The following is a 1,289-nucleotide window of genomic DNA, read 5'->3' on the forward strand; positions in this document are numbered from 1 at the left end:
ACATGCCGCAAGCGTATTCCGCATAAAACTTGACGGCAAAACAGTCTCCTTCAAGGCATCTGCAGGGATAGATGATTCCGCACCCGAACACGAATTAAAACAAGCCAGTGCCGAATTTATAATTTTAGGAGATGGCAAAATCATCTGGCGAAGTGGAATCATGCATGCAGGAGAAAAAGCAAAACAAATAGATATTTCTGTTAAGGGTATAAAATCTCTAATCTTACGTGTCGATCATGCAGGAGATGGAATAGCCGGAGATCGCACCAACTGGGTAAATGCCAGGTTTGAAGTGAAAGGTGCCGATCCTGTTTCGGTAAAAAAAGAACGTGAACAGGAATACATCCTAACTCCTGCTGTGGCAAGGCAGCCTATGATTAATGCTCCTTATATATATGGTGCCCGCCCGGGAAATCCATTTCTGTTTACAGTACCTGTTTCAGGAGAAAGACCACTAAATATAACTGCAACTAATTTACCCGAAGGATTATCCATCGATAGCAATACCGGCATTATTACAGGAAAAGCGATAAATCCGGGAACCTATACTGTTCATATCTCCGCTAAAAATCAATATGGAGAAACTACTAAAGACTTAACTCTTGAAATCGGGGAAAAGATAAGTCTGACTCCTCCTATGGGCTGGAATAGCTGGAACATTTTCGGAGCAGACATTGATGACAAGAAAATAAGAAGGATGGCCGACCGCATGGTAGAACTGGGACTCGTCAATTATGGATATGCTTATATAAATATCGATGATGGATGGCAAGGCGTACGTGGAGGAAAATACAATGCAATAATGCCGAACGATAAATTTCCTGATATGAAAGGTCTTGTTGATTATGTACATAGTAAAGGTCTCAAAATAGGAATATATTCTTCTCCGTGGGTACAAACTTTTGCCGGATACATTGGCAGCAGTGCTGATACACGTAATGGTAAAGTTGTCAATTCAAGCCGCAGATATGGAGAATTTTCATTTGCTAAAAATGACGTAAAGCAATGGGCAGAATGGGGATTCGATTATATTAAGTACGACTGGGTAACTAATGATATAGCCCATACAGCAGAACTATCATATCTTTTACGCCAATCGGGAAGAGATATTCTATATAGCATCTCCAATGCTGCCCCATTTGAACTGGCAGAAGACTGGAGCAATCTAACAAATGTCTGGCGGACAACAGGAGATATTTATGACTCCTGGTGTAGTATGACTACCATAGGTTTCCTTCAGGATAAGTGGCAACCATTTGCCAAACCAGGCAGTTGGAATGACCCGGATA

General features: G+C 41.3%; 1 protein-coding gene. It reads left to right on the forward strand.

The window, feature by feature from the left end:
- The coding region (locus AB5935_RS26570) for an NPCBM/NEW2 domain-containing protein (RefSeq protein ID WP_368327936.1) at window positions 1-1,289 on the forward strand (1,289 nt) is incomplete at both ends.

The organism is Phocaeicola sp. RTP21198st1_B8_RTP21198_201120, assembly GCF_040929485.1.
Lineage (GTDB): Bacteria > Bacteroidota > Bacteroidia > Bacteroidales > Bacteroidaceae > Phocaeicola > Phocaeicola dorei.